Source organism: bacterium (assembly GCA_030697795.1).
Taxonomy (GTDB): domain Bacteria; phylum Patescibacteriota; class Minisyncoccia; order JACQLN01; family JACQLN01; genus JACQLN01.
The window spans coordinates 1-1,117 of record JAUYOV010000011.1; the positions used below are offsets into that span (position 1 = coordinate 1).

Here is a 1,117-nt window from a genome sequence, read left to right on the forward strand (position 1 = left end):
AAGAACCAAAACATAAATTCTAAAGGTAAAGAAGTTGTATAAAAGAATTTAGTGCTTAAAATAAACACCCAGCTAGCTAAAACACCTAACTCAACTTCGCTTAGCCTTGATTTCTTAAACGCATAAAACAAAAATCCAAAAATAAACGCAATTAACGCCAATGTTCCAAAAAATCCTGTTACAGTGGCCCACGTAATTATTTCGGCCACGGAATCATTAAAGTTTAAACCCCAATAATTTGTTTGGTTAAGCGAAGCATCTTTAAATTTTGCGTAAACATATGGGTAAGTTTCCAAACCAGAACCAAACACTGGTTTCTCGCTCCAGTTTTTTACTAATATATCAAAGCTGGCGCCATAAGACGGATTAATCTCTGCTGGCATACTTAAATCTTTAATTTGAGGCGCTGTTATAAACCACATTAAAACAGAAAATATAACTATGCCCAAAGGCAACAAAACTTTTTTCTGGTAAGAACCAACACCACCCATTTCTCCACTTTTAAAACCAATAAGAATCAAGAACAACGCCGAAGCTATTAAGCCAATCCAACCCACCCTAAAATCTACTATTACCGATATTGCTAATTGCAAAGCTAAAACAAAACCTAGTCCTATTTTAATTTTTTTATCGATTCTCCCTTGCATTAAACACCAAATAAAAGGTGAAACCGAAAGCACAAATAAACTTAAAGCAAACGGTCCACCAATTGTGTTAAATAACCTCGATTTATATAAATCAATTGGGAAAAGATACAATCCAAAAAACTGCAGTAAAGCAAAGATAGCTGCCACAACAGAACTTGCTACCCACAATATTGCTACAATATTTGCATCTTTACGATTAAAGTTTTGGAAAGCTACCAAAGCTATGGCCAAATAAGAAAGTATAGAAAGCCCTGCCAAGGAATATCGGCCGGCATCACCTAAAAAGCTGATCCAAAAAGAACTAGAAAAGGTAGAAGCAAAAATTGCGGTTAAAGTTACTAAAAGCAACGGCCATAAAATAATATTTTTGCGCCAAACAAATCTGCCCGAAGCCACAGTTTTACCTATCCAAGAAACTAAACCAACTAAAGCCAAAGTAGAGAGTAAAAACTGCTTTGGCAAATTTATAA

The 1,117-nt window shown here is 34.9% G+C and carries 1 protein-coding gene; it reads right to left on the bottom strand.

The window, feature by feature from the left end; genetic code table 11:
- Nucleotides 1-1,117, bottom strand: a 1,117-nt coding sequence (locus tag Q8Q95_04030; protein ID MDP3764761.1) for a hypothetical protein, incomplete at both ends; no start/stop codon positions are given.